At 53.7% G+C, this 18781-nt stretch carries 17 protein-coding genes; all 17 read left to right on the top strand.

The features are described from left to right. The 17 genes from hisC to IB266_RS00690 all read left to right on the top strand — a co-directional run bounded on the left by hisC (window position 1) and on the right by IB266_RS00690 (window position 18719). On the top strand, window positions 1–1113 hold the full coding sequence (gene hisC, locus IB266_RS00610) for a histidinol-phosphate transaminase (protein WP_192259521.1): 1113 nt from the start codon (window positions 1–3) through the stop codon (window positions 1111–1113). Window positions 1114–1141: 28 nt separating this feature from the next. Next, entirely contained in the window at window positions 1142–3349 is a 2208-nt protein-coding gene (locus tag IB266_RS00615; RefSeq protein ID WP_263864922.1) for a bifunctional prephenate dehydrogenase/3-phosphoshikimate 1-carboxyvinyltransferase, read from the top strand. Further along, window positions 3346–4035, top strand: a complete 690-nt coding sequence (gene cmk / locus IB266_RS00620; RefSeq protein WP_014337227.1) for a (d)CMP kinase — start codon at window positions 3346–3348, stop codon at window positions 4033–4035. The genes IB266_RS00615 and cmk overlap by 4 nt, the downstream gene beginning before the upstream one ends. Before the next feature lie 120 nt (window positions 4036–4155). Next, on the top strand, window positions 4156–5847 hold the full coding sequence (gene rpsA / locus IB266_RS00625; RefSeq protein WP_053120388.1) for a 30S ribosomal protein S1: 1692 nt from the start codon (window positions 4156–4158) through the stop codon (window positions 5845–5847). A 233-nt stretch (window positions 5848–6080) separates the two neighbouring features. After that, the gene (locus tag IB266_RS00630) at window positions 6081–6359 is read left to right on the top strand and encodes a hypothetical protein (RefSeq protein WP_192259525.1); all 279 of its coding nucleotides are present in this window, start codon (window positions 6081–6083) and stop codon (window positions 6357–6359) included. A gap of 144 nt (window positions 6360–6503) precedes the next feature. Next, window positions 6504–6800, top strand: coding sequence for an integration host factor subunit beta (ihfB, locus tag IB266_RS00635; protein ID WP_003199243.1), 297 nt, complete (start codon window positions 6504–6506; stop codon window positions 6798–6800). A 26-nt stretch (window positions 6801–6826) separates the two neighbouring features. Next, window positions 6827–7051 (top strand): lipopolysaccharide assembly protein LapA domain-containing protein, encoded by a 225-nt coding sequence (locus tag IB266_RS00640; protein WP_192259527.1) that lies wholly within the window; start codon window positions 6827–6829, stop codon window positions 7049–7051. A gap of 176 nt (window positions 7052–7227) precedes the next feature. Then, the gene (locus tag IB266_RS00645; RefSeq protein WP_192259530.1) at window positions 7228–8283 is read left to right on the top strand and encodes an LPS O-antigen chain length determinant protein WzzB; all 1056 of its coding nucleotides are present in this window, start codon (window positions 7228–7230) and stop codon (window positions 8281–8283) included. Between the two features lie 618 nt (window positions 8284–8901). Beyond that, a complete protein-coding gene (gene wbpA / locus IB266_RS00650; protein WP_192259532.1) occupies window positions 8902–10215 on the top strand; it encodes a UDP-N-acetyl-D-glucosamine 6-dehydrogenase in 1314 nt (437 codons plus the stop codon). A gap of 17 nt (window positions 10216–10232) precedes the next feature. Further along, on the top strand, window positions 10233–11183 hold the full coding sequence (wbpB, locus tag IB266_RS00655; protein WP_192259534.1) for a UDP-N-acetyl-2-amino-2-deoxy-D-glucuronate oxidase: 951 nt from the start codon (window positions 10233–10235) through the stop codon (window positions 11181–11183). 110 nt (window positions 11184–11293) lie between these two features. Beyond that, window positions 11294–13144, top strand: coding sequence for an acyltransferase family protein (locus IB266_RS00660; protein WP_192260099.1), 1851 nt, complete (start codon window positions 11294–11296; stop codon window positions 13142–13144). Next, the gene (gene wbpD / locus IB266_RS00665) at window positions 13141–13716 is read left to right on the top strand and encodes a UDP-2-acetamido-3-amino-2,3-dideoxy-D-glucuronate N-acetyltransferase (protein ID WP_060738584.1); all 576 of its coding nucleotides are present in this window, start codon (window positions 13141–13143) and stop codon (window positions 13714–13716) included. The genes IB266_RS00660 and wbpD overlap by 4 nt, the downstream gene beginning before the upstream one ends. 2 nt (window positions 13717–13718) lie before the next feature. Further along, a complete protein-coding gene (locus IB266_RS00670) occupies window positions 13719–14801 on the top strand; it encodes a DegT/DnrJ/EryC1/StrS family aminotransferase (RefSeq protein ID WP_192259536.1) in 1083 nt (360 codons plus the stop codon). Between the two features lie 3 nt (window positions 14802–14804). Beyond that, window positions 14805–16121, top strand: coding sequence for a hypothetical protein (locus tag IB266_RS00675; RefSeq protein ID WP_192259538.1), 1317 nt, complete (start codon window positions 14805–14807; stop codon window positions 16119–16121). After that, on the top strand, window positions 16118–17353 hold the full coding sequence (locus IB266_RS00680) for an oligosaccharide flippase family protein (protein WP_225613365.1): 1236 nt from the start codon (window positions 16118–16120) through the stop codon (window positions 17351–17353). Before IB266_RS00675 ends, IB266_RS00680 begins: the two co-directional genes overlap by 4 nt. After that, a complete protein-coding gene (gene hisH, locus IB266_RS00685) occupies window positions 17350–17958 on the top strand; it encodes an imidazole glycerol phosphate synthase subunit HisH (protein WP_092167544.1) in 609 nt (202 codons plus the stop codon). The genes IB266_RS00680 and hisH overlap by 4 nt, the downstream gene beginning before the upstream one ends. Next, entirely contained in the window at window positions 17958–18719 is a 762-nt protein-coding gene (locus tag IB266_RS00690; RefSeq protein WP_060738580.1) for an AglZ/HisF2 family acetamidino modification protein, read from the top strand. The genes hisH and IB266_RS00690 overlap by 1 nt, the downstream gene beginning before the upstream one ends. Window positions 18720–18781: the final 62 nt, after the last annotated feature.

The following is an 18781-nucleotide window of genomic DNA, read 5'->3' on the forward strand; positions in this document are numbered from 1 at the left end:
ATGAGTGGCAACTTCCTCGCTCTGGCTCAGCCAGGCGTGCAACAACTCTCGCCTTACGTTCCGGGCAAACCCGTGGACGAGCTGGCCCGTGAGCTGGACCTGGATCCGGCCAGCATCGTCAAGTTGGCGAGCAACGAAAACCCGTTGGGCGCGAGCCCCAAGGCACTGGCGGCGATCCGCGACGAACTGGCCGAGCTGACTCGTTACCCCGATGGCAATGGCTTCGCACTCAAGAGCCTGCTGGCCGAGCGCTGTGGTGTCGAGCTGAACCAAGTGACCCTGGGCAATGGTTCCAACGATATCCTTGAGCTGGTTGCTCGTGCGTACCTGGCGCCAGGTCTCAACGCGGTGTTCAGCGAGCACGCGTTCGCGGTCTACCCGATCGCGACCCAGGCCGTCGGCGCGGATGCCCATGTGGTTCCCGCCAAGGACTGGGGGCACGACCTGCCAGCCATGCTGGCCGCCATCGACGCCAACACCCGCGTGGTTTTCATTGCCAACCCGAACAACCCGACCGGCACCTGGTTCGATGCCCAGGCCCTGGATGACTTCCTGCAGGATGTGCCCGCGCACGTGCTGGTGGTGTTGGACGAGGCTTACATCGAGTATGCCGAAGGCAGCGATTTGCCCGATGGCCTGGATTTCCTCGCGGCCTACCCGAACCTGCTGGTTTCGCGCACCTTCTCCAAGGCCTATGGCCTGGCCTCGCTGCGGGTCGGCTACGGCCTGTCCACCGCCGTGGTGGCCGATGTGCTGAACCGCGTGCGTCAGCCGTTCAACGTCAACAGCTTCGCCCTGGCCGCCGCCTGTGCGGCCTTGCAGGATGAAGCCTACCTGGCTGAAAGCCGTCGCCTGAACGCGGCCGGCATGCAGCAGTTGGAGGCGGGGCTGCGTGAGCTGGGCCTGGGCTGGATTCCATCCAAAGGCAATTTCATCTGCGTCGACCTGGGGCGTGTCGCCGCCCCGGTGTACCAGGGGTTGTTGCGCGAAGGTGTGATCGTGCGTCCGGTGGCCAATTACGGCATGCCGAACCACCTGCGCATCACCATCGGCCTGCCGGCGGAAAACAGCCGTTTCCTCGAGGCGTTGAGCAAGGTCCTGGTTCGTGGTTGATGTCACTTCACTGCAACCTGCTGCCCCTATGATCGGTCGCCTGGTGGTGGTCGGCCTGGGGTTGATCGGCGGTTCGTTCGCCAAGGGCTTGCGTGAAAGCGGCCTGTGCGGCGAGGTGGTCGGTGTCGACCTGGATCCGCAGTCGCGCAAGCTGGCCGTGGAGCTGGGTGTGGTCGATCGCTGCGAGGATGACCTGGCGATCGCTTGCCAGGGCGCGGACGTGATCCAGCTGGCGGTGCCGATCCTGGCCATGGAAAAACTGCTGGCACGCCTGGCGAGCATGAATTTGGGGCAGGCGATCCTGACCGATGTCGGCAGCGCCAAGGGTAACGTCGTGCGCGCCGCCACCGAGGCCTTCGGCGGTATGCCGGCGCGCTTCGTGCCCGGTCATCCGATTGCCGGCTCGGAGCAGAGCGGGGTGGAAGCCTCCAACGCCGAACTGTTTCGTCGTCACAAAGTGATCCTCACGCCGCTGGACCAGACGGATCCTGCCGCGCTGGCGGTGGTGGATCGTTTGTGGCGCGAACTGGGCGCCGATGTCGAGCACATGCAGGTCGAGCGTCACGATGAAGTGTTGGCGGCCACCAGCCATTTGCCGCACCTGTTGGCGTTCGGCCTGGTGGATTCATTGGCCAAACGCAATGAAAATCTTGAGATCTTCCGTTACGCTGCCGGCGGTTTCCGCGATTTCACGAGAATCGCTGGAAGCGACCCGGTCATGTGGCACGACATCTTCCTCGCCAACCGCGAAGCTGTCTTGCGCACACTCGATACATTTCGCAGCGACCTCGACGCCTTGCGCGACGCGGTCGATGCAGGGGACGGGCACCAATTGCTGGGCGTTTTCACGCGCGCCAGGGTGGCCCGCGAGCATTTCAGTAAAATCCTGGCCCGTCGGGCCTATGTGGACGCTATGAACTCCAACGATCTGATTTTCCTGGCACAACCTGGTGGCTCCCTGAGTGGGCGTATTCGTGTACCGGGCGATAAATCGATTTCCCACCGTTCGATCATGCTCGGCTCCTTGGCCGAAGGCGTGACCGAGGTGGAAGGTTTCCTCGAGGGCGAAGACGCCCTGGCGACGCTGCAAGCGTTTCGCGACATGGGGGTGGTCATCGAAGGTCCGCACCACGGTCGCGTAACCATCCATGGTGTCGGCCTGCACGGCCTCAAACCTGCCCCGGGGCCGATCTACCTGGGTAACTCCGGGACTTCGATGCGTCTGTTGTCCGGCTTGTTGGCTGCGCAGGACTTCGACAGCACCCTGACTGGTGACGCCTCGCTCTCCAAGCGCCCGATGAATCGTGTCGCCAACCCGTTGCGGGAAATGGGCGCGGTCATCGAGACTGCCGCCGATGGTCGTCCGCCGATGACCATCCGCGGTGGCAACAAGCTCAAGGGCCTGACCTACACCATGCCGATGGCCAGCGCCCAGGTGAAATCCTGCCTGCTGCTGGCCGGTCTCTACGCCGAGGGCAAGACCACCGTCACCGAACCGGCCCCGACCCGCGACCACACCGAGCGCATGCTGCGCGGCTTCGGCTACCCGGTCACGGTGGACGGTGCCACGGCGTCCGTCGAGTCTGGTAATAAGCTGACCGCGACCCACATCGAAGTGCCGGGCGATATCTCGTCCTCGGCATTCTTCCTGGTGGCCGCCTCGATCGCCGAAGGCTCCGACCTGGTGCTCGAACACGTCGGCATCAACCCGACCCGCACCGGCGTGATCGACATCCTGCGCCTGATGGGCGCTGACATTACCTTGGAAAACCAGCGTGAAGTCGGTGGCGAACCCGTAGCGGACCTGCACGTACGAGCAGCTAAACTCAAGGGTATCGAGATTCCGGAGGCGCTGGTTCCGCTGGCCATCGACGAGTTCCCGGTGCTGTTCGTGGCGGCCGCCTGTGCAGAAGGGCGCACCGTGCTGACTGGTGCCGAAGAGCTGCGGGTCAAGGAGTCGGACCGCATCCAGGTGATGGCTGACGGCTTGCTCGCCCTGGGCGTCAAGTGCCAGCCGACGCCGGACGGCATCATCATCGACGGCGGCCAGATCGGCGGCGGCGAAGTCCATGGTCACGGTGATCACCGCATCGCCATGGCCTTCAGTGTTGCGTCTCTGCGCGCCAACGCGCCGATTCGCATCCATGATTGCGCCAACGTCGCCACGTCGTTCCCGAACTTCCTGGCGCTGTGCGCACAGGTCGGTATTCGAGTAGCACAAGAGGCGCAGTCGTGAACATCAAGGCACCGGTCATCACCATCGATGGCCCAAGCGGTTCGGGCAAGGGCACCGTCGCCGGGATCCTGGCCAGGCAGTTGGGCTGGAACCTGCTCGATTCGGGTGCCTTGTACCGGCTGCTGGCATTCGCTGCCGCCAACCATGGCGTCGACCTGACCAATGAAGAATTGCTCAAGGCGCTGGCGGCTCACCTGGACGTGCAATTCATTGCGGCGACCGACGGCCAGCTCCAGCGCATTATCCTGGAAGGTGACGAAGTCAGTGATGTCATCCGTACCGAAAGCGTGGGTGCCGGGGCCTCCCAGGTCGCCGCGCTGCCAGCGGTGCGCGAAGCGTTGCTGCAACGTCAGCGCGCTTTCCAGGAGCCGCCGGGGCTGGTGGCTGATGGTCGCGACATGGGCACGGTGGTCTTTCCTGACGCGCCTTTGAAGATTTTCCTCACCGCCAGCGCCGAGGAGAGGGCGCGCCGCCGATATTTGCAGTTGAAGGGCAAGGGCGAGGATGTTAGTCTGTCGAGTCTGCTAGATGAGATCCGTGCACGCGACGAGCGTGACACCCAGCGCGCAGTAGCCCCGCTCAAGCCGGCGGCCGACGCGATACAGCTGGATTCAACGGAGTTGTCCATCGATCAGGTGCTGCAACGCATCATGAGCGAGATCGCCATTCGCGATATCGCCGGGTGACCAGGAAGCTTCGCAGGGGACCAGTCATAGTCCTGCGATGCTTCTTTTATATGAAACTAACCCACACCGTCTGGGGTGTGGAGGCGGGCGTATTCTTCGCCCTAATCAACAGGAATTAAAATGAGCGAAAGCTTTGCGGAACTCTTTGAAGAAAGCCTGAAAACCCTGAACCTTCAGGCAGGCTCCATCATCACCGGTGTTATCGTTGATATCGATTACCAAGCTCGCTGGGTAACCGTTCACGCTGGTCTGAAGTCTGAAGCACTCATCCCGCTTGAGCAGTTCTACAACGACGCTGGCGAACTGAACATCAACGTCGGTGACGAAGTTCACGTTGCGCTGGACTCGGTTGAAGATGGCTTTGGTGAAACCAAGCTGTCCCGTGAAAAAGCCAAGCGCGCTGAATGCTGGATCGTTCTGGAAGCGGCTTTCGCAGCTGAGGAAGTGGTCAAGGGCGTTATCAACGGTAAGGTTAAAGGCGGCTTCACTGTCGACGTTAACGGCATCCGTGCGTTCCTGCCAGGTTCCCTGGTTGACGTCCGTCCAGTGCGCGACACCACGCACCTGGAAGGCAAAGAGCTGGAATTCAAGGTCATCAAGCTGGACCAGAAGCGCAACAACGTTGTCGTTTCCCGTCGCAGTGTCCTGGAAGCCGAGAACTCCGCCGAGCGTGAAGCTCTGCTGGAATCGCTGCAGGAAGGCCAGCAGGTCAAGGGTATCGTCAAGAACCTCACCGATTACGGCGCATTCGTCGATCTGGGTGGCGTCGATGGCCTGCTGCACATCACCGACATGGCCTGGAAGCGTATCAAGCATCCTTCGGAAATCGTCAATGTTGGCGACGAGATCGATGTCAAGGTTCTGAAGTACGATCGCGAGCGCAATCGTGTTTCCCTGGGCCTCAAGCAACTGGGTGAAGATCCATGGGTTGCTATCAAAGCCCGTTACCCAGAAGGCACCCGCGTCACCGCTCGTGTTACCAACCTCACCGACTACGGCTGCTTCGCTGAGCTGGAAGAAGGCGTTGAAGGCCTGGTACACGTTTCCGAAATGGACTGGACCAACAAGAACATCCACCCTTCGAAAGTCGTACAAGTCGGCGACGAAGTGGAAGTCATGGTTCTGGACATCGACGAAGAGCGTCGTCGTATCTCCCTCGGCATCAAGCAGTGCAAGTCCAACCCATGGGAAGACTTCTCTGGCCAGTTCAACAAGGGCGATAAAATCTCCGGCACCATCAAGTCGATCACCGATTTCGGTATCTTCATTGGTCTGGACGGCGGCATCGACGGCCTGGTTCACCTGTCCGACATCTCCTGGAACGAAGTGGGCGAAGAAGCCGTACGCCGTTTCAAGAAGGGCGACGAGCTGGACACCGTTATCCTGTCGGTTGACCCAGAGCGCGAGCGTATCTCCCTGGGTATCAAGCAACTGGAAAGCGATCCGTTCTCCGAGTACGTTCAAGAGAACGACAAAGGCGCAATCGTTAAGGGCATCGTGAAAGAAGTTGACGCCAAAGGCGCCATCATCACCCTGGCCGACGATATCGAAGCGACTCTGAAAGCCTCCGAAATCAGCCGTGACCGCGTTGAAGACGCGCGCAACGTTCTGAAAGAAGGCGAAGAAGTAGAAGCCAAGATCATCAGCGTTGACCGCAAGAGCCGCGTAATCCAGCTCTCCATCAAGTCGAAAGACGATGCTGAAGAGAAAGAAGCAATCCAGAGCCTGCGCGACAAGCCAGCCGCTGACATTGCTGCTGGTCCTACCACTCTGGGCGACCTGCTGCGTGCACAAATGGAAAAACAGAACTGAGTTCTGTCAGACCATGAAAAAGGGCGACTTCGGTCGCCCTTTTTTGTGGGTGCGATATTTCAAAGCTCTTTGCTTCCTGTAAGCCCGTTGTCGATGATGGTGTTCATTTGGGGCATTGCGAAACCAATCCTGCGACCAAGATGTCTCTTTTATGAAGCCGATCACTCGTCTATTCAGGGCAAGGCGCCGGCTTGTATAAGTGATCGATCTGGGTCTTTGTCTAAAGGAATTGAATGAATAGGCTCTTTCTGGTGTTGAGTGTCCTGGTGGTGGCGGGTTGCTCTACGAGCGCCAAGACCCATGCAGTGCGTGGAGTCAGTGGTATCGAGGTCGACTGTTCGGGGCTGGGCTCTGGCTGGGAGAAGTGCCATAAGAGGGCTGCCAGGGAGTGCAAGGGGGCTGGCTACAAGGTCGTTACCCGGTCCGACGATGCGAAGGATGACGATCAGTACCCTTTTGGTTTTAATCCGGCTGGCTATTTGACTCGTACGATGCTGGTCATCTGTCGATAGCTTGAGGAAAACTTCCTGTCTGCATGGAAAGAAGCAACAAGGGAGTGGTGAAGAATGTCAATACTTGGGCTGTTCAAATCCCTCCGGTCATGCTAAAACCTTTTCAAGCGATTTTCCTAGCTGCTTGAAAAAGAAGGGAAAAATATGACGAAGTCGGAGTTGATCGAACGAATTGTCACCCATCAAGGGCTACTCTCATCCAAGGATGTGGAGCTGGCCATCAAGACCATGCTTGAACAAATGTCCCAGTGCCTGGCAACGGGGGATCGTATTGAAATCCGTGGTTTTGGCAGCTTTTCCCTGCATTACCGCGCCCCGCGTGTAGGTCGAAATCCAAAGACTGGTCAATCCGTCAGCCTCGATGGAAAGTTTGTCCCTCATTTCAAGCCGGGCAAAGAGCTTAGGGATCGTGTGAATGAGGAGGAGGGGGATGAGCTCTGACGCAGCACCTAAACAGAGGAGTCTTCATGCGGAACTTTAAGCGCTTGGCCCTTGTCGTACTGGCGCTACTTGTGGCCTCGACTATTGTCCTGTTCGTACTTGAAAACAACCAGCCGGTCGCACTCCTGTTTCTGGGCTGGTCAGCTCCACAGCTTCCCGTCTCGGTTTTCGTGATCCTGGCGCTTCTCGCTGGTATGATAGTCGGGCCGTCGCTTGCGTGGTTCCTGGGAATGCGTAGACGGCCGAAATAATGGATATGTGAGCCCAGTAGTCTTGGTGTAAGGATCACGGCCAACAATTTTTTCTGACTTTGGGTGCGTTTTGTTCAAATTTAACTTGATTCAGTCTATCGCTGTGCCCGTCTTGCCTTTTAGTGAGTTCGATGTGTCTGTAGACGCAATGCCAAAAAAGGGAGGCGGGATCACCCATGCCAAATAATCGTATTGAAACCCAGGGCGCCGATGAGATCGATCTGATCGCACTTGCGCGCGGGCTCTGGGGGCAAAAGTGGTTGATCCTTGCGGTCACCTTGTTGGTTACCGCGGGTGCAGCTGCTTATGCGTACCTCAGCAAACCGGTCTATCAAGCTCAGCTTTTTATCATGCCTCCTACTCAGAATGGTATTGCTGAGTTGAACTATGGTCGAGGGAAAAGCACTGAGCTGGATCCTTATTCCATCAAGCATGTCTATGACGTATTTGCCCGAAACTTACAGGGTGAATCTCTTCGTCAGACATTCTTCAATGAAGTTTATCTTCCTTCACTTGATGAGTCCCAACGAAAGGGCGCGCTCGACCGATTGTACGAACGTTTCTCTCGAGAGCTAATAATCAAGGGGCCTGGTAAGGATACGCCGGATCGCTATTCGGTAACGGTCCAGGGCGGAGATCCCGTTCGAGCTACGGAGTGGGCGAAGGCTTATGTGGCGCGCGCCAGTGAAGCGGCTGAGTCAGAGCTGATCAAGAACGTTACGGCTGAGGCTGCGGTAAGAGCGCGTAATCTGGAGCAGCGTATTGTCGGTTTGCGCGAGACTGCGCAGCGAATACGTGAGGATCGGATTCAACAGTTGCGCGAAGCGTTGAAGATCGCAGAAGCGATTGGTCTCACCAGTCCGAGTATAAACTCTACGGCGGCTGTTGATATAACGGTAGAAACTGGCAATAAAATGGATTACCAGCGAGGCAGCAAAGCCTTGGCTGCGGAAGTGAAAGCGCTGGAGTCGAGGGCTTCTGACGATGCCTTCATATCGGATTTGCGTTCGCTCCAAATGCGATATAGTTTTTATCGTAAGTTGAATATTGATCCAGACAGCATTTCGGTTTATCGACAAGATGGCAGCGTTGAGGTGCCGCAAAGCCCGATTAAACCAAGAAAGGCTTTGATTTTGCTGCTGGGCATTGTTGCTGGCGGGATGCTGGGTAGTTTCATGGCATTAATTCGATTTGCGGTTATCCGGAGTAGGGAGCAGCAATTGCAGGATTGAGATGATCAGTTTCTCGATTCTAAAGTGTTTGTGTGGCTCTTTAGAGAGAATTCCGAATGCTTGTTTGAGCCCGTCTTTATGAGGAACATCTTCGTAAGGCGGGTTTTTTATTGGTGTGGCGAATAACTCTAAGTGTTCATGGTTTTAATGTGTGCCGAGGCTCCATCGGTTGTAGTCACGAGGTGCGCCGTCGGGGCGGGCCTCAGGGGGTGGATGTCATAATGATGGCAAAAAACGAGCCGCTCAACTGAAGCAAGCCCTGCAAAAGCTAGTCAGAACTCAGTAAAGTACAATCCAGGAAAGCCATTTTGCTACACAACAGGCATAATGGCGGTTTGTGGGGGACGGGATGGCCGTCTCGTTCGGAGGTCGGTAGCAACAGGCCTGTGGTTGTATCGAAATTAGCGAGTGGTGGGGCATCTGGAGAGTCGGCGGTAGGCGCCGGAGGTGCTGCTCCACAATGAGTTTTGACAAGAACTGAAGTAAAGCGTCCAGTATCCGTTCGGCGGGCTGAGGCGGAGATTTGCCAGTTGTGCAATGGTAGGGGTCAGGCGGATTCAGGCTTGATTCATAGCTCTGATGAATTAGATGGTTTTGACAAGTTAAATGGAGAGTTGGATGTCGAGCATAAAGCAGGCGAGCGTCGCCAAATTTAAAGCAAAAGAGGCCGTCATCGGTATCGTCGGTCTTGGATACGTCGGCCTGCCTTTGATGCTGCGTTATAATGCGATCGGGTTTAAAGTCATTGGACTTGATATCGATAGTTCAAAAGTTGAACTTCTGAACTCAGGTAAAAGCTACATTGAGCACATTCCTGGCGAAAAAATCGAAGCCGCTTGCCGAAACGGCTTTGAAGCCACTACCGATTTTACTCGTGTGCCGGAATGTGATGCGCTGATTCTCTGCGTGCCGACACCATTGAATAAATATCGCGAACCCGATATGAGTTTCGTAATAAATACGACTGATGCGATAAAGCCCTATTTAAGGGCTGGTCAAGTCGTTTCTCTTGAAAGTACAACCTATCCGGGCACGACAGAAGAAGAGCTGCTGCCACGTGTCCAAGAGAATGGATTGCGTGTTGGTGAGAATATCTTCCTGGTCTATTCTCCGGAGCGCGAAGATCCGGGCAATCCCAACTTTGAAACCCGTACCATTCCAAAAGTAATCGGTGGGCATACGCCTGAGTGCCTCGAGGTCGGTGTCGCTCTCTATGAACACGCGATTGACCAAGTTGTACAAGTCAGCTCTACCAAAGCAGCTGAAATGACCAAGCTGCTGGAAAATATCCACCGTGCGGTCAATATCGGCTTGGTGAATGAGATGAAAGTGGTCGCTGACCGCATGGGCATCGATATTTTCGAAGTGGTCGACGCCGCTGCAACCAAGCCCTTCGGTTTTACTGCCTACTACCCTGGCCCTGGTCTCGGTGGTCACTGCATTCCAATCGACCCCTTCTACCTGACTTGGAAAGCCCGTGAGTATGGTTTGCATACACGGTTTATCGAGCTTTCGGGAGAGGTCAACCAGGCCATGCCGGAGTACGTCCTGAGCAAGTTGATGGACGGCTTGAATGAGCGCGGTAAACCTTTGAAAGGCAGCAAAATTCTAGTGCTTGGTATCGCCTACAAGAAGAACGTAGATGATATGCGTGAGTCGCCTTCGGTTGAAATCATGGAGCTGATCGAGGCCAAAGGCGGCGTCGTAGGGTACTCCGACCCGCATGTCTTGAAGTTTCCGAAGATGCGCGAGCACCACTTTGACCTTTCCAGCGAGCCTCTGACGGCTGAAGTTCTAAAAGCTTATGATGCTGTCATCCTGGCCACCGACCACGATAAGTTCGACTATGAGCTTATCAGCCAACATGCTCAACTGATCATCGATAGTCGTGGTAAATATCGCGCCCCTCAATCGAATATTATCAAAGCTTGATGACAGGAGAGTTCTGGATGAAACGTTTTGCTCTAATTGGTGCTGCCGGTTATATCGCCCCCCGCCATATGCGCGCCATTAAGGATACCGGCAATACATTGGTATCTGCTTATGACATCAATGATTCGGTAGGTATCATCGACAGCATTTCACCGCAAAGCGAATTCTTTACCGAGTTCGAGTTCTTCCTTGATCACGCTCACAGCCTCAAGCGCGACCCAGAGACCGCCTTGGATTATGTGTCGATCTGCTCGCCCAACTACCTGCACCAACCGCACATTGCCGCCGGTCTGCGCTTGGGCTGTGACGTGATCTGCGAAAAACCGCTAGTGCCGACCCCGCAGCAGTTGGACCAGTTGGCCCTGATCGAGCAGGAAACCGGCAAGCGCCTGTTCAACATCCTGCAGCTGCGCCATCACCAGGCAATCATTGCCTTGAAGGACAAGGTTGCCCGCGAGAACAACCCGCACAAGTATGAAGTCGACCTGACCTACATTACTTCCCGTGGCAAGTGGTACCTGCAAAGCTGGAAAGGTGACCCACGCAAGTCCTTCGGCGTAGCCACCAACATTGGCGTGCACTTCTACGACATGCTGCACTTCATCTTCGGCAAGTTGCAGCGCAACGTTGTGCACTTCACTTCCGAGCACAAGGCGGCCGGTTACCTGGAGTACGAGAAAGCACGTGTACGCTGGTTCCTGTCGGTCGACGCCAACGACCTGCCGGAGTCGGTAAAGGGCAAGAAGCCAACTTACCGTTCGATTACCGTCAACGGTGAGGAAATGGAGTTCTCCGAAGGCTTCACTGACCTGCACACCACCAGCTACGAGGAAATCCTGGCTGGGCGTGGTTATGGCATCGAGGATGCTCGCCACTGTGTGGAGACGGTCAACACCATTCGCAGTGCAGCCATCGTCGTTGCAGCGGACAACGAAGCGCATCCGTTCGTCCAAGCCCTTTCTCGCTGATCGGCGAGACAACACGGGTGGACTTGCGCCACCCGTTTCAAGTTTCCCAAGCAGGATCGCAAGCCAGCGTGTCGAACGATAATTTCAACAAGCCAAACGAAGCGGGTGCGATGCGCCGCGTGCGCAGCATTCGTCTCGATATTCAGGGCTTGCGTGCAATCGCGGTGCTGGCGGTCATGCTTTATCACGCCAATAGTGGCTGGCTGAAAGCCGGCTATGTCGGCGTCGACATCTTTTTTGTCATCTCTGGCTTCATCATAACGGCATTGTTGACCGAGCGAAGCGACAAGGTCGATCTCGTTTCATTCTATGCCAGCCGCATCAAGCGCATTCTGCCGGCGTATTTCGTCATGCTGGTGGTGGTGTCCGCGCTGTCCGCGCTCCTGTTTCTGCCTGATGACTTCGCATTTTTCCTCGACAGCCTGAAGTCCTCGGCGTTGTTTACCAGCAACCAGTACTTCTCTGGCTTCGGCAGTTATTTCGCGCCGCGGGCCGATGAATTGCCGCTTCTGCATACCTGGTCATTGGCCATCGAGATGCAGTTCTATCTGTTCTTCCCGGTGCTGGTCATTTGCTTGCCAAAGCAATGGCGTCTCATAACGTTTGCCTTGCTAGCCGCCAGTCTGTTTGCCTGGAGCGGCTACCGTGGACTGGGCGAATCGCAAGAAGGGATGTACTTTGCCCTGTCGGCACGGATTCCCGAATTCATGGTCGGTGCCATCGTTGCCTTGCTGATGCGCCAGCGCGAGCTGCCCATGTTAATTGCAAGCGTATTCGGTGGGCTGGGCGCAATCCTGCTGGCTTGGGCGGTGCTGGCTATCGATAAGCAACACTTTCCAGGCTTCTGGTCTATCCTGCCTTGTGTCGCGGCAGGGCTGCTCATCGTTGCCCGGCGTGGTCCGGTCAGCGCGTTGCTAGCCACTCGGCCGATGGTCTGGATCGGTGGTATTTCCTATTCGTTGTACCTGTGGCATTGGCCGGTGCTGGCGTTCATTCGCTATTACACGGGGCAGTACGAGCTGACGGCTGCATGGTTGCCGATTTTCGTGGCCAGCTCTGTACTGCTGGCATGGCTTTCCTATCGCTTGGTCGAAACACCCGCCAGAAACGCTTCCGGCATGATGCGCCAGCTGCCCAAGTGGGCTGTAACCGGTGCTGTGGTCGCGCTGGTGGCGTGGGGCGGACAACGTGTCAACGCCTCGCTGGTCGCTCCGTTGTCTGTGGAACTCACCCGTTATGCTGCTCCAGAGCTTATCTGCCATGGCACCCAAGTGGGCGCGTGCAAGCGAGGCAAGGCGGATGCCGAAGTGTCCGTTCTGGTAATTGGTGATAGCCATGCTGCCCAATTGAACTACTTCTTTGACCAGGTGGGCGAAGAGCAGGGCGTTGCTTACCGCGTGCTCACTGCCAGCAGTTGCGTGCCTATCCCCGGCTTTGACATTGAACGCCTGCCAGCCTGGGCGCAAAAACCTTGCCGCGCGCAGATCGAGGCCGTGGCTCGTGAGTTGCCGAAGGTGGAGCGGGTGATTGTCGCAGGCATGTGGCAGTACCAGATGCAGAGCCAAGCATTCGCCAAGGCGTTTGCCGAATTTCTCGTCGATACTGCAGGAGCCCATAAACATATCGTGGTGCTTGCTCAGGTACCAATGTTTGAAACAGACGTGCAGCGGGTAAGGCGCTTTACCGAGCTTGGCCTGCCGGCGCCATTGACATTCAATCGTGAGTGGCAGGTTGCCAACCAGCAAGTGCAGGCCATTGTCGACCGCACGCCGGGCGTGCGTTTCCTGGACCTTTCCAATAGCAGCTTCTTTGCCGCTGCGCCTTACCAGCAAGGTCTGCTCATCTACCGTGACAGCCACCACCTCAACGAGGTAGGTGCACGTCGTTATGGGCACTATGCTGCCGAGCCACTGCAGCGTGCTTTCGATCAACCTCAGTCTAATGTGAGTCTGAAGCCATGAGTTACTATCAGCACCCAAGCGCGATCGTCGATGAGGGCGCGCAGATCGGTGAAAACTCCCGTGTCTGGCACTTTGTCCATGTTTGCGCGGGCGCCCGCATCGGTGTTGGCGTTTCGCTCGGTCAGAATGTGTTCGTGGGCAACAAAGTCGTGATCGGCGACCGCTGTAAGATCCAGAACAATGTTTCGGTCTACGACAATGTCACGCTGGAAGAGGGCGTATTCTGTGGCCCCAGCATGGTCTTCACCAATGTCTATAATCCGCGTTCGCTGATCGAGCGCAAGGACCAGTACCTCGATACGCTGGTAAAAAAGGGCGCGACGCTTGGCGCCAATTGCACCATCGTCTGCGGCGTTACCATTGGTGAATATGCCTTCGTCGGTGCCGGCGCGGTCATCAACAAGGATGTACCGGCCTATGCATTGATGGTGGGTGTGCCCGCACGGCAGATTGGCTGGATGAGCGAATTTGGCGAGCAATTGCAGTTGAACGAGCAGGGTGAGGCCTTCTGCTCGCATACGGGAGCGCGCTACGTGCTGAACGGAAAACTTTTGAACAAGACGGATGCCTGAGCATGATTGAATTCATTGACCTGAAAACCCAGCAAGCACGTATCAAGGACAAGATCGATGCCGGCATCCAGCGCGTCTTGAGCCACGGCCAGTACATTCTCGGCCCAGAGGTAGCGGAACTCGAGGAAAAACTCGCTCAGTTTGTTGGCGCTAAACACTGCATAACTTGCGCCAATGGCACAGACGCCTTGCAAATCGCTCAAATGGCGCTGGGAATTGGCCCGGGTGACGAAGTTATAACACCTGGTTTCACCTATATTGCGACCGCCGAGACAGTTGCCTTACTCGGCGCAAAACCGGTGTATGTGGATATTGATCCACGCACATATAATCTTGACCCGCAAAAGCTGGAAGCAGCAATTACCCCGCGTACGAAAGCTATCATTCCGGTTTCTCTATACGGGCAATGTGCAGACTACGATGCGATTAATGCGATTGCCGTTAAATACTCAATCCCAGTAATCGAAGACGCAGCACAAAGCTTTGGGGCTACCTACAAAGGGAAACGCTCCTGCAACCTCACCACAATAGCGTGTACTAGCTTCTTTCCAAGCAAGCCGCTGGGATGCTATGGGGATGGTGGCGCGATTTTTACCAATGATGACGAATTGGCCAAAGTACTGCGTCAAATCGCCAGGCACGGGCAGGACCGCCGCTATCACCATGTGCGCGTGGGAGTTAATAGTCGCCTGGATACGCTGCAAGCGGCAATTCTTTTGCCCAAACTTGAAATTTTTGAAAAGGAGCTTGAGCAACGTCAGCGTGTTGCAAGGTTGTACGGTGAGTCACTCGAGGCCCTGGGAATAAAGACAGTCCCTTATGTGGAAGGATGGAACACCAGTGCCTATGCTCAATATACAATTCTTGTTGACGGGCGTGATCAGTTACAAGATAAGTTAAAGAAGCAGGGAATTCCGACGGCTGTTCATTATCCTATCCCGTTGAACAAGCAGCCTGCCGTAGCCGATGCAAATGTCCATTTACCCACGGGAGACCGCGTCGCAGAACAGGTCATGAGTTTGCCAATGCATCCGTATCTGGATGATGAGGCTGTGGCAATTATTTGTGCTGCGGTAGCTGGTTGAGCTATGTATATTTCTTTAAAAGTTGATAAAGCAACTTTTTTGAATGCTTTGTATTTTTTTATCTATTTTGTCCTGTTGCTATGGATGAATAATAATTATCTGTACTTGTTGTATGATTATATGGGGGCCTCCCAAAAAGATTTTGATGGCCTCCAGGTCGTTTACTTGTTGTTTTTAGCTGTGGGTAGCTCTCTTTTATGCGGTTCAAGTATAAGTAAGCCAGGAGATATTGTCGTAGCATTGCTGTTTTTGGTTATCGTGCCTCATGCGCTTGTTTTGAACGGGGCAAACGCATTTTACCCAGAGGCCAGTCCATTTTCTGGGCTGTGTTTGTCAGTGCTGATGGGTGTTGTTCTTGTCTCACTTCTTAATAAGATTAAATTTCGTCGTGACAGCGGTCAATCCAGCAGTGGTGAAAGATATCTGTTTATTGTTTCAGTAGTTAATATATTGGTTTTGGTGTTTATTCTGCTCAAAAGTATGTCGTTTTTTTCTCTTGATTTTTCTGGTCAATACCTTCGACGTGCTATCGCACGCGACGTTTTTTCAGCAGGATCTATAGATGGATATATTGCGTCGATAGGGACGCAGGCATTCTTTCCTGTTTTGTTTGCTTGGGGAGTCTACAAGAAGTCCAACTTTTTCTTTTGGCTTGGGGTCGTTAACGTTTTGATCCTGTGGGGAGCCTTTGGGCAGAAATATCCCTTTGTTGTTTTGTTTTTGGTTTATGTCCTGATGACCTATTTTAGATATTATGGGAAAGTCAATGTCTCTTGGTTGCTGTTTGGTGCAATAGGTTTGTTGCTTGCAGGCTTTCTTGAGTTCGAGCTTATGGGCTATTCTTACCTGAATGACTATCTTATTAGGCGCGCCTATACCGTGCCCTCTACAATGTTGGGGGCTGCGGAGTTATTTTACGACTCGTACGGGATTAATAATTATAGCGATACAGCTATAGGTCTTTTGTCTGGATTTAGTAAAAGTGAATCGATCACATTTCGAATTGGTGAGTATATTTATAATAATTCGGAAACTAATGCCAACGTCAATTTTTTTGCGGTGGCCTATCTGAGACTTGGATACACAGCAGTGATAATCGAAGCTTTTATTGTTGCTGCGATTGTCATGCTGCTGAATCTTCTTTACATGAAACGCTCCATGTTCATTGCGATGCCCGTTGCATTACTCTTCGTAACTAAGATTGTTGAGCAATCGTTACCAACAGTTTTGTTAGGTTCTGGTATTTTTTTCATGCTGTTGCTTTTGATGTTGATGGCGTTCTCCAGGGAGTCCAAAAGCAGGACTAGGAGCGTAGCTTGAAGAGCCAATTCTTTTCTCGAGTAAGAAGTGTGCTCGTCGGGACTTTAGGGGCCCAGTTGATATCGTTGGGTGTGATGCTGCTTCTGGTAAGGCTGTACTCTCCAGAAGAATTGGGCTCATTTAACGTTTGGCTTTCATTCGCTACGATAATGGCTGTTTTGGTCACGGGGCGTTATGAGTTGGCGTTGTTCAGCGGTGATACGAATGATGATTCGAAATCGATCATTAAACTGGTCTTGCTGATAACCGTTGCACTGTCGATTTTAGCTACCTTTTTAATCGCGGTTGCGAGTTCGTTTGTTGAGGAAATTCCGCCGATAGTCAAAAGTTACTCCCTTGTCCTGGCTTTTGTGGTCTTTGGGATGGGCGCTAATAAAGGACTCCTTTCGTTATTGGCTTTTCAACAAGCCTTTAACAAACTTGGCGTTGCCAGAATTGCTCTGGCGGGCGCTGTCGCGGTGGCACAGGTGGTGGCTGGTTATTTCGCGTTGGGAGTCAGCGGCCTGATCTACGGCCAAGCGGTTGGTGTGCTATTGGCTACGCTATTGGTATTTTTTTGGTTTGATCGCTCTTGGCTAAAAGCATGCTGGAGTGAAAGTATTGGTTCAGTTAGAAGCGTCGCGTACAGATACAGGGACTTTCCAAAGTTCTCGCTGCCCGCTGATCTGATCAACACCATCGCCAGCCAATTACCTGTCATCTTGATAGCCTCCCGATTTGGCGCGGAGGCTGCAGGTTGGTTCGCGCTGACAATAAAAATGATGGGGGCACCCATTACCCTGCTTGCTACTTCAGTCCTGGATGTGTTCAAAGAGCAAGCTGCTCGGGATTACAGGGTTACGGGCTCTTGCCGTTCCGTTTTCTTGCGTACTTTCATTGTCCTCTCCCTATTAGCCTTTCCGCCATTTCTTTTATTTTGGTGGTTGGGTGAGTGGGCGTTCATGTTTGTATTTGGTACAGAGTGGATTGAGTCAGGGAAGTATGCAATTTTACTTATTCCCATGTTTTATATGCGCTTTGTCGTGAGTCCTCTTAGTTACACTATCTATATTGCCCAACGACAAGGATTGGACCTGATTTGGCAACTGGGGTTACTGGTCATCACGGCGGCATGCTTTCTGCTCGCGGGGGAGGTGATGGAGGCCCTGTGGTGGTACTCGGCAAGCTATGCCATAATGTATGTTATTTATTTTGCGATGTCATATCGTTGTGCTAAAGGAGTTTCCTCATGATTGTAGTGGTCGATTATGGCGTGGGGAATATAGCCTCGGTGCTGAATATGTTGAAGCGAGTTGGGGCGAAGGCCAAGTCCTCCAACCTCGTCGACGATATTGTAAACGCAGAAAAGCTGATTTTGCCCGGTGTTGGTGCGTTTGATGCCGGAATGAAAACCCTGCGTGAGAGCGGTCTCATAGATGTACTTAATCAACAGGTGCTTGTCGCTCGTAAACCTGTGATGGGAGTATGCTTGGGGTCGCAGATGCTGGGGCGTCGTTCTGAGGAGGGTGTCGAGCCAGGGCTAGGCTGGATTGATATGGATATCAAGCGTTTTGAGAAGCGCCCAGAACGAAAAGTGCCTCACATGGGTTGGAGCCATGTCTCCTGTAATTATGAGCATCCATTGGTTCGAGGTCTGACAGAGGAAAGTCGCTATTATTTTGTTCATGGCTATTACATGTGCCCTGACAATGAGCACGACACGCTTCTGACGGCTGATTATGGGCAAAAGTTTACGGCTGCGGTCGCCAAAGATAATATTTTCGGTTTTCAGTTCCATCCTGAAAAGAGTCATCGCTTCGGCATGCAGCTTTTCAAGAATTTCGTCGAGTTAATCTGATGCAGAGAAAGCGCGTAATTCCATGTTTGCTGTTAAAGGACAGGGGACTGGTTAAAACGGTGAAGTTTAAGTCTCCGAAATATGTGGGCGACCCTGTTAATGCTATTCGTATTTTCAATGAAAAAGAAGTTGACGAGTTGGTTCTGCTGGATATAGAAGCGTCTATATTAGGTCGTGAACCTGACTATGAGCTGTTAGCGGAAGTGGCCGGCGAATGTTTCATGCCTATTTGTTATGGTGGTGGTATTCGTACGCTTGAGCACGCACAACGTGTTTTTGCTTTGGGCGTTGAAAAAATAGCCCTGAATACCGCAGCTTTGGCAGATGTCGAGCTTCTTCGAAAAATAGCTGATCAATTCGGTTCTCAAAGCGTCGTCTGTTCTATCGATTGTAAAAAAAGTTTACTCGGCCGCTATTCGGTCTATTCTCAATCAGGTACGAAAGATACAAAAGTTTCACCAGTTGAGTGGGCAAAGAGGGTCGAGGATGCCGGAGCCGGGGAAATATTCCTGAACTCCATAGATCGCGATGGAACTATGCAAGGGTTTGACATACCGCTCATCAAGTCGGTTGTTGCTGGGGTTCATATACCTGTCGTCGCATGTGGTGGGGCGGGTTCAATAGCTGATCTTAACGAACCCTTTGAAAAAGCGGGCGTGTCAGCGGTCGCAGCGGGAAGTTTTTTTGTTTTTCACGGAAAGCATAAAGCGGTTTTGATAAGTTATCCGGACCTTAATCAGTCCATGTCCGGAAGTAAATAAATTGCTTTTCTTGAGTCTTGATGAGTATCTAGAGCCTGCTCGTACCGTCATTATTGATTTGA

This window comes from Pseudomonas sp. Pdm06 (genome assembly GCF_014851795.1).
Classification (GTDB): Bacteria; Pseudomonadota; Gammaproteobacteria; order Pseudomonadales; family Pseudomonadaceae; genus Aquipseudomonas; species Aquipseudomonas fluorescens_AA.